Below are 8,609 nucleotides of genomic sequence, written 5' to 3' on the forward strand. Positions count from 1 at the left end.
AAATACTATTTTTATGCAAAGCACAATTTAAACCATGGCTCTTTGTCTCACTAATTTTTCAATTCTAAAGTCAAGCTAAGATTTTACAATTTAAAAAAATTACAGAATTGAAACAATAACTTTTTTTGACGACTCCCGAACTGCTAGAAGATGACCATTAGACGTAGTAGCACTGGTAATTTTAGAGCAGAAAAGGAGTAGTTGCATATGCCCTGCTTGCAGCATTACTTATGGAAAAAAGAAATTGATTCACGATTCCAATCCCCTAGTTTTAAGTAAAGAGATTCACTGGTCACTGGTTATCGGTTACTGTTAATAGCCCGTCTACCATTAGGCATAAATTTAGAATTTTCATTCTTCAGAAAGAGCAATACAAGCCATTTTGTTGGGTACATTTCTTTCAGTGCATGAAATTCTTGCAATTTCTTTTGTCAATTTACGCCTAAAGTCTTTTGCAAGGTAGTTTAAGACGTTACAGAGGATACTCATGACTAACAAACTAGTAGACAATATCATTCCGCAACAGCCCCCAATCGGCGCACAGTCTGATGTTCATGTTCTCAAGTCTCGTTTGGAATGGGGCGAACCTGCTTTTACAATTTTAGATGTGCGCGATCGCAATGCCTTCAATCAAGGTCACATTATGGGTGCAATGCCCTTTCCACAAGACGAATTGGTAGAGCGTGCAGAATCCATAGCAAAAAGCCGTGATATCTATGTTTACGGTGAAAGCGATGAACAAACTGCTCAAGCTGCACAACAATTGAGAAGCGCTGGTTTTGTACACGTGTCTGAACTCAAAGGCGGTTTGGCTGCATGGAAAGCGGTAGGAGGTCCTACTGAAGGAATTATCGAATCAAGAACTCCAGCTGGTGCAGATGACTACAACGTCGTAGATCGTTTGAAAAATCACGCAGAAACTCAGCAAAAAGGGTAGTCACTAGTCATTAGTCATTAGTCATTAGTCATTAGTATGAACAAATGACCAATGACTAATGACTTAATGTTCAAACACATCCTTAAATTGCAATAAATCTAAGGAAACTATAGTTGGCAAACACTCAAAACACTCTAGGGCGATTTCATAACGTTCTTCACGTTTGAGCATATCGACAAGCTTTTGCCGCGCACTAATTAAGTAACGTACATCATTGGCAGCATAACTCAGTTGTGCTTCTGATAAATTGGTAGCATTTCCCCAATCAGAGCTTTGAGAAGTTTTATCTAACTCCACTTTTTCCAACTCTTGCACCAAGTCCTTCAGCCCGTGGCGTTGGGAATAAGTGCGTGCTAACTTACTGGCTATCTTGGTACAAAAAACGGGTTGGATATAAATGCCTAAGTTGTAACGGATCGCGGCTAGATCGAAACGTGCAAAGTGAAATATTTTCAGGACATTTGTCGCTTCCAACAGTTTTTGTAAGTTTGGAGCCTCTGTTTGTCCCTTAGCAATACGGATTGCCGTAACTTTTCCCTCTTGGTTGCATAGTTGTACAAGACACAAGCGATCGCGTTGTGGAATCAGCCCCATCGTTTCAGTATCTACGGCAATTTCATCGTTTTGTAGATAATGGGATAGCGTATCTTCAGTGAGGTCGCGATCGCAAACCTGAAAATCTTCCATGAATTAGAGCAGTTAGGTTAAACATCTATATTATCTAATTGCTAACGGCTAATAGCTAATAGCTAATAGTTAAGATAATTTTGACCTAGCAACTAACCATTAGCCATTAGCCATTAGCAATTTAAATTTATCTAATGCGAACAAAAATTTGTGTCAGGTAGACTTCCCCATCGCTGTTAGTGGCGACACCAATGCCAGTCAGATTGTAATTCCCCTTAATATTCTTTAAATGTGCGGGGCTTTTCAGCCAGCTTGTCACAGCTTCTTGAACCGGATCGCTGTACCCTTGGTTAAAAGCAAGATTTTCTGATGCGCTTCTGTAGCGAAGGGGAATCGCATCAACTCTCTTTTTAAACCCTTGGTGACTAAATGGGGATTTGCGTCTGGCCATATTTTGACTGTGAATCCTAGCTTGTCGAGTAATTCTGGGATTTAAAGCTAGCTTTCGCAAACCCTTAGAAACCCGATACCGATTAATTTGCTCAAAAACCGATTTTTCCAGATCGGTTGTTTTAAAGGTAGAGAATGATTTAACCTGGCGTGATGGAATTGATACCGAATTACTTTGGGTTGCTTTTTGTTTAGAAGAGTAACCCGCTAGTATACTCGTTGGTAATCCACTGGCAAGGACAAGCATACTTAAAGCAATGCCAAAAGCAGTTTGTCGGAACATGGAGTGTTAAATAACGTGTAAGTTTAAGAGACACAATCCCTGGTTTTTTGTTTCTTGCGATACCAGTATGATTGATGGCGATCGGCAAGTTAGGAAATATTTGCATATTCAAAAAGCTCCGTCAAGAGTCGCTTGATATAATTCAAGCGAACTTTCAAGACAAATATATTTACATCTAAAATCTTATCTTTTAAGTATTGGCAAAAATTGTTACTAATGTATTTAATGGTGCGATCGCTCTTTAGCGCTTTGTGTTGCCAAATGTGGGAGCGATAAGCTGGGTAAAGCTTGCACCGAAGCGATAAGCCGGGTACGGCTTGCGCCAAGGGCGATCGCAATGGATTATTTATGCAGGATTCAAGTACTTAGCTACGGCTTGTACATCTTTATCACCACGTCCCGAAGAGTTAATAACGATATTGGGACTACCGCTCAGTTGGGGACACAGTGTTTCTAAATAAGCAAAAGCATGGGCTGTTTCTAAAGCAGGAATAATTCCTTCCAAGCGTGAAAGTCTTTGGAACGCGGCCAAAGCTTCTTCATCAGTTACGCTGTAATATTCAGCACGCCCTAAATCCTTCAAGTAGCTGTGTTCCGGACCTACACCCGGATAATCTAATCCAGCACTAATTGAATGAGCTTCAACAACCTGCCCATCTTCACTTTGCAAAAGGTAACTCATAGCCCCATGCAATACACCAATTCGACCTTTTGTCAATGTTGCTGCGTGTTTGTCGGTGTTAACTCCTTCTCCAGCAGCTTCTACACCAATTAACCGCACGGACGGTTCATCTACAAACTCGTGGAAGATTCCCATTGCGTTAGAACCACCACCCACGCAAGCAATAATAATATCCGGCAAACCACCCCACTTGGACATTGCTTGAGCGCGAGTTTCCTGTCCAATCACTTTGTGAAAATCACGTACAATCATGGGGTAAGGGTGAGGACCTGCAACAGAACCTAAAATGTAGTGGGTCGTTTCCACATTTGTGACCCAATCGCGGATTGCTTCAGAAGTGGCATCTTTTAAAGTACCAGTTCCTGCCGACACGGGACGTACTTCTGCGCCCATTAATCGCATTCTAAAAACATTCAAAGCTTGACGTTCCATATCGTGAACGCCCATATAAATAACGCATTGCAACCCAAAACGAGCGCATACAGTAGCCGTTGCTACTCCGTGTTGTCCGGCACCCGTTTCTGCAATAATTCTCTGTTTGCCCATACGCTTTGCCAGCAAGACTTGACCCAAAGCATTATTAATTTTGTGAGCACCAGTATGATTTAAATCCTCACGCTTTAAATAAATTTGGGGTCTAGTGCCATCTGGTTTTGCATAATGTGTACTAAGGCGTTCGGCAAAATATAATGGTGTTGCACGACCTACATAATCTTGCAGTAACTGTTGCAGTTCTGTCTGAAAAGCTGGGTCATTGCGATACTGCTGGTACGCAGTTTCCAACTCAGAAAGAGCTGGCATCAACGTTTCAGGAACATACTTACCACCAAAGCGACCAAAGCGTCCTAGTGTATCAGGCAGTTCAGTAGATGATTGAGAACCCGAAGGTAGGGGAGTAGTACTCACGAACAAGCTAGAATTACGGAACGACCTTAATTATACTCATACTGCTGAGCCTGTTTCTCTTAGCACTGATTACCTGTTAGCGGTTCTTTACAAAGTTAACCTTATGTCTTCATCAAATCGTAACAACCCTGAAAAGCGATTCGTCTATCAAGAGTTTGGCAATGATAACTCTGCTGCTTTTGAAAGAGCAACTCCCGACCTTCCACCAGAGAAGCAAAATGTGCGGGTACAAGCAACTCGCGCTGGACGTAAAGGTAAAACCGTGACTGTAATTACTGGCTTTCAAACAAATCAAGAAACTTTACAAGCTTTACTCAAGCAGTTAAAAACCCAGTGTGGTACGGGTGGTACTCTAAAAGAAAATGAAATTGAAATTCAGGGCGACCACAAGCCAAAAATTCTTGAGATACTAATTAAACTTGGTTACAAAGCCAAGATAAGTGGTGGCTAGAATCATGTCTGGCGATCGGTTTAGACGGTTTACCGCACTCGTTCAACCAGATGAGTTGAAAAATAAATGCTATCTTTGATGAGTATACAAATCCTGCTCATTTTAATACTTATGGGAGGGGGCAATGGATTTAGTTAGAATAATTTGCGCTGTTTTACTACCACCTCTTGGTGTGTTCTTACAAGTAGGTATAGGTAAAGATTTTTGGATAAACTTACTGCTTACTATTTTTGGATTTTACATTCTTGGGCTTGTTCATGCAATCTGGGTAATCGCTAGACAAGATTAATCTAGATTTCAAATTGTTTTAAGTTACCTATCGGAATTTTATTTATACATAGGCAAGTTTTTCCATAGCACAACAGCCTTAAAGGTTGTGTGCTAGCTTTTAATTTATACTTGCCTTTAAGACTCAGATTTATAGACGCAAAGGCGAAACGTCTGTGTCAGGAGAGCCAAAAATGCTATTGCATGAGTAGCAAGGTGAACAATTCTTGCTTTTGGTAGTAGTTGAGCGATCGCTGCCTTGAGTTGGATGCGAGCGGTCATGCGATAAATATGAGGTTGATACCCAGCAACTTGGATTATTTATTTTATTTTGTAAATTGTTACTGCAAATACTTTTTTTCAACGTCTTTAACTACAGAATACTTCTATCTTCAGGCTTTGCTCGCACAATAAGCCAAATACAGCCCGCATTATTTGGTCTTGATACCCAGTATGACATGGTTCGCGTCAAGTGTCTGTCAAAAATTTTTAAAGAGCCGATCCGACAAACTTTTAGACCTTCTGCCCTTTGCCCTCTGCCTTTATGTACTAGTCAGTCACATCGATCGCTTGTTGCAACTTCGTAAAAGTCTTGCATTATACCACAAAACAGGCTTAAATTGTGTAGCCACTTTCCTAATTAAGCTGGTCTTATTGTAGCCAGTTTCCCCATGAGAGAAACTACGAAAGAACCTTGTAATCTCAACGCAAATAGTCATATGCTGGTATAGGCTTGCAAAGTCGAAGACCACATAATTCTGGCGCGTCAAAGGGTCTTACTTTAGGTAAGTTAAGCAGTGCTAGCAGCTAGTCTCTGTTTATTCCCAGTTGATGAAATCATCAGAATATCGAGGTGGCTACCATCACTTTTTCTCGCTCAACTGAATAATCGACGGCTGACAATCAAATATACACTCCTTCAAGATCTGAAATTACCAGATTTTGAGGTTCTCTCTGCAAACAAAGTGGCACTTTCCTCAGAGTTACCACCTATAAAAAAAGGAAATGTGATTATGTCAATGGTGAATAGTTCCATCATTCCTTTTGAAACCGTAGGTTTTGAAAATCCTGTAATTCCTAGTAGTAGCTTGAGTTATCAGCCTCTCACTGGTTAAACTATATACAATTTTAATAGTCTTGTGCCTGTCAACTCAAAAGTTGAGACTTCAATATTAGCGTCTAATCGCGGCTCAAGCTATTATTGTAACCAAAATTTATAAATTCACCGACATCCTACCAATTAACATCTTGTACCGTCTGGGACACAGAAGTTGATTTTGATAATCTCCGTTTCACTGCAAAAGCGACACTGGTCTCGGATAGTGAGATTTTCGCAGGGCAAATACCATCATGCCTTTCTGCTAATCCTAATATTGGAACTCAACGCTTTTCCTGCTTGAGTTCTAGCTTCAAATGGGACAGAAGCTCATGAATGCTGGTACACAGCTCTATGTTGCCTGTAAAATATCTCGTGATTTGCAAGCGTTCGGGGAATATCAATCCTTTGTCCTCACTCACATCTCCCTATTCAAAGGTGATGAGTGAAGAGTCTCTATGGCTAAAGATTGGGGTGAAACGTCAAGTCAGGTAACTATCACGTTTGAAGTTCTAATCTTCAAGCTTTAAACTTCGGTTTCTCTACACAATTCTAGATACAACTGTTACTAAGTCATTAAGGATTGAGGATCGCAAATTTCATCCATATCATGTATAAACTAGTACTTATTTCTTGGCACTACTTTTTGTACTGCTTTTGCAGCAACGCTTTCACAACAGTCTTGAAGTCGATCCTTACAGCAAAAATTCGCTGTTAAAGATCGATCTCAGTATGAAAGCTTGATGTATATTTATGAACGCGAAAAAAAGTCAGGCTCTCTCCAGAAAAAGTACTTTTTATACTAATAAATGGCTTAGTACTAAACCTTGAAAGGACTGTAGTATTTTTTTGTTGCAGGTGATGAAAATGCTTTTACAAACAAACAAAAAACAGCCTATTGTCCCTACAGAGTCTAAGTCGCCTCTGCTCACACTCTCACAGGCTCAAGCACTCTGCGGGCTTTCTGTACAAACCCTACACGATGCTATTTTCGAGGGAAGGCTTAGAGCTAGGATGATTGGTAAAGATTGGAAAATTAGAAGTAGCGATTTAAAAGAATATCTCTCTACCTCTAATAAGAATCGGTGACAAATGACTCTTGACTAATGACAAATGACAAATTTTCAGTCCTGATTTTTGCGTGCAGCTAAATACTCGTACATTTGCCAGCGTGCATTTACCTCAGCTTGTGCCTCTTCTAGCAAGCGTTTGGCGAGGGCTGGTTTGTTCTTGGTGAGCATCTTGAAACGATTTTCTTGATACATTGACCCTTCCACAGACTGTTTGGGCGATCGCATATCCAATTGCAAGGGATTTCGACCCTGTTTTTGCAAATCGGGATTGTATCGATAAAGCAGCCAACGACCTGATTCCACCAACTCTTTTTGGTGATTCATGGCTGTTGCCATATCAATCCCGTGAGCTATACAGTGGCTGTACGCAATAATCAAGGATGGTCCATCATAAGCTTCGGCTTCTAAAAATGCTTTGAGGGTATGTTCAGCCTTCGCGCCCATCGCTACACTTGCTACATACACATTTCCATAGGTCATGGCAATCAGTCCCAAGTCTTTTTTAGCAGCAGGTTTACCACTAGAGGCAAACTTAGCAACCGCACCTTTTGGAGTGGCTTTAGAAGATTGTCCGCCTGTATTTGAATAAACTTCTGTATCCATGACCAAAATATTGACATTGCGACCGCTAGCCAGTACGTGATCGAGTCCGCCAAAGTCAATGTCATATGCCCATCCATCACCACCAACAATCCAAACACTTTTCTTGACTAAATAATCAACTAGTGTTAAAATTTGTTTAGCTTCGGCAATAGGAAAATCAGAAATAGAAGAGTGTGTTTTCATTAACTGATGTAGCAAAGATTTGAGACGTTCGACTCGCTGCCGTTGTTGATAAATATCTGCCTCTGACTTTTGCTGTGCAGTTAAAATAGATTGAACCAAATCATTAGGAATTAATGGTTCAACTTCTCCATTGCCGATTTCTCGTTTTGTATTTCCTAATTTTTTCAGCAATTCCATCGCAAACTCAGTCTGCTTATCCAAAGATAAGCGAAAGCCAAAACCAAATTCTGCATTATCTTCAAATAAGCTATTTGACCAAGCCGGACCTCTACCTTCATCATTTGTTGTCCAAGGAGTTGTAGGTAAGTTCCCACCGTAGATTGAAGAACAACCCGTCGCGTTAGCGATCGCTGCCCGATCTCCAAACAATTGTGTTAGCAATTTTAAATATGGCGTTTCACCACAACCAGCACAAGCACCAGAAAATTCAAATAACGGTTGTTGCAGTTGTTGTTGGCGGATTTGTGTGAGTTTAAGCTGTCGGCGATCGGGATTTGGCAAACTTAAAAAGAAGTACCAGTTTTCCCGTTCTTGCTCTCGCAAAGGCAATTGTGGCTCCATATTAATTGCCTTGCGTTCTGGGAGAACTTTATTTTTTGCAGGGCAAATATTCACACAAATCTGACACCCCGTACAATCTTCTGGAGCAACTTGAATTGTAAACTTTTCTTCTGCAAAATCTTTATCTTTAGCATCAACAAATTTAAAACTCGCTGGAGCTTTATCCAATGCATTTGCCTGGTAGACTTTACTCCGAATCGCTCCATGAGGACAAACCATAACACACTGATTGCACTGCACGCAGATGGTGGAGTCCCAAACAGGAATCTCTTGTGCAACATTGCGCTTTTCCCACTTGGCAGTACCTGTAGGATAAGTACCATCAGGAGGAAATGCGCTTACAGGCAGTTCATCACCCTGCCACAACATAATTTTTCCTAAAACTTCCCGCACGAATTCGGGAGCAGCAATAGGGATTTTGGATTTTGGATTTTGGATTTTGGATTTTGGTTTTTGGATTTTGGATTTTGGATTTTGGATTTTGGATTTT

Annotated in this window: 10 protein-coding genes; 5 read left to right on the forward strand and 5 right to left on the reverse strand. The window is 40.7% G+C overall.

Annotated elements, in window-relative coordinates; all coding sequences use genetic code 11:
- Positions 1 to 487 precede the first annotated feature (487 nt).
- Positions 488 to 937 (forward strand): rhodanese-like domain-containing protein, encoded by a 450-nt coding sequence (locus tag F7734_RS59390; protein ID WP_155753533.1) that lies wholly within the window; start codon positions 488 to 490, stop codon positions 935 to 937.
- 63 nt (positions 938 to 1,000) lie between these two features.
- On the opposite strand, the gene F7734_RS59395 is transcribed toward F7734_RS59390, so the two are convergent.
- From F7734_RS59395 to trpB, 3 genes are all read right to left on the reverse strand, one after another.
- On the reverse strand, positions 1,001 to 1,624 hold the full coding sequence (locus F7734_RS59395; protein WP_155753534.1) for a ribonuclease H-like domain-containing protein: 624 nt from the start codon (positions 1,622 to 1,624) through the stop codon (positions 1,001 to 1,003).
- Positions 1,625 to 1,751: 127 nt separating this feature from the next.
- Positions 1,752 to 2,297, reverse strand: a complete 546-nt coding sequence (locus F7734_RS59400) for a CAP domain-containing protein (RefSeq protein WP_155753535.1) — start codon at positions 2,295 to 2,297, stop codon at positions 1,752 to 1,754.
- Between the two features lie 346 nt (positions 2,298 to 2,643).
- The gene (gene trpB / locus F7734_RS59405) at positions 2,644 to 3,885 is read right to left on the reverse strand and encodes a tryptophan synthase subunit beta (RefSeq protein ID WP_166482828.1); all 1,242 of its coding nucleotides are present in this window, start codon (positions 3,883 to 3,885) and stop codon (positions 2,644 to 2,646) included.
- Positions 3,886 to 3,988: 103 nt separating this feature from the next.
- Between trpB and F7734_RS59410 the strand changes: the two genes are divergently transcribed.
- Both F7734_RS59410 and F7734_RS59415 read left to right on the forward strand, forming a co-directional pair.
- A complete protein-coding gene (locus F7734_RS59410) occupies positions 3,989 to 4,336 on the forward strand; it encodes a translation initiation factor (protein ID WP_155753537.1) in 348 nt (115 codons plus the stop codon).
- A 124-nt stretch (positions 4,337 to 4,460) separates the two neighbouring features.
- Positions 4,461 to 4,625, forward strand: coding sequence for a YqaE/Pmp3 family membrane protein (locus F7734_RS59415; protein WP_155753538.1), 165 nt, complete (start codon positions 4,461 to 4,463; stop codon positions 4,623 to 4,625).
- Between the two features lie 116 nt (positions 4,626 to 4,741).
- Here F7734_RS59415 and F7734_RS59420 read toward each other — a convergent pair whose 3' ends face one another.
- Positions 4,742 to 4,885 carry a hypothetical protein gene (locus F7734_RS59420; protein ID WP_155753539.1) on the reverse strand — a complete coding sequence of 48 codons (144 nt, stop codon included), beginning with the start codon at positions 4,883 to 4,885 and terminating at the stop codon, positions 4,742 to 4,744.
- Positions 4,886 to 5,400: 515 nt separating this feature from the next.
- On the opposite strand from F7734_RS59420, the gene F7734_RS59425 reads away from it, so the two are divergent.
- Together F7734_RS59425 and F7734_RS59430 are read left to right on the forward strand one after the other, a co-directional pair.
- A complete protein-coding gene (locus F7734_RS59425) occupies positions 5,401 to 5,718 on the forward strand; it encodes a hypothetical protein (protein WP_155753540.1) in 318 nt (105 codons plus the stop codon).
- An 848-nt stretch (positions 5,719 to 6,566) separates the two neighbouring features.
- Positions 6,567 to 6,788 carry a helix-turn-helix domain-containing protein gene (locus tag F7734_RS59430; RefSeq protein ID WP_166482829.1) on the forward strand — a complete coding sequence of 74 codons (222 nt, stop codon included), beginning with the start codon at positions 6,567 to 6,569 and terminating at the stop codon, positions 6,786 to 6,788.
- 35 nt (positions 6,789 to 6,823) lie between these two features.
- Here the strand turns inward: F7734_RS59430 and F7734_RS59435 are convergent.
- On the reverse strand, positions 6,824 to 8,609 hold a 1,786-nt coding region (locus tag F7734_RS59435; protein WP_155753542.1), incomplete at its 5' end, for a 4Fe-4S double cluster binding domain-containing protein.

It is taken from the genome of Scytonema sp. UIC 10036 (assembly GCF_009725235.1).

Excerpts from the sequence above, each read along its gene's own strand:
- F7734_RS59390 (WP_155753533.1), top strand. The coding sequence starts at position 488 with ATGACTAACAAACTAGTAGACAATATCATTCCGCAACAGCCCCCAATC.
- F7734_RS59420 (WP_155753539.1), bottom strand. The coding sequence starts at position 4,885 with ATGACCGCTCGCATCCAACTCAAGGCAGCGATCGCTCAACTACTACCA.
- F7734_RS59415 (WP_155753538.1), top strand. The coding sequence starts at position 4,461 with ATGGATTTAGTTAGAATAATTTGCGCTGTTTTACTACCACCTCTTGGT.
- F7734_RS59430 (WP_166482829.1), top strand. The coding sequence starts at position 6,567 with ATGCTTTTACAAACAAACAAAAAACAGCCTATTGTCCCTACAGAGTCT.
- F7734_RS59410 (WP_155753537.1), top strand. The coding sequence starts at position 3,989 with ATGTCTTCATCAAATCGTAACAACCCTGAAAAGCGATTCGTCTATCAA.
- F7734_RS59395 (WP_155753534.1), bottom strand. The coding sequence starts at position 1,624 with ATGGAAGATTTTCAGGTTTGCGATCGCGACCTCACTGAAGATACGCTA.
- F7734_RS59400 (WP_155753535.1), bottom strand. The coding sequence starts at position 2,297 with ATGTTCCGACAAACTGCTTTTGGCATTGCTTTAAGTATGCTTGTCCTT.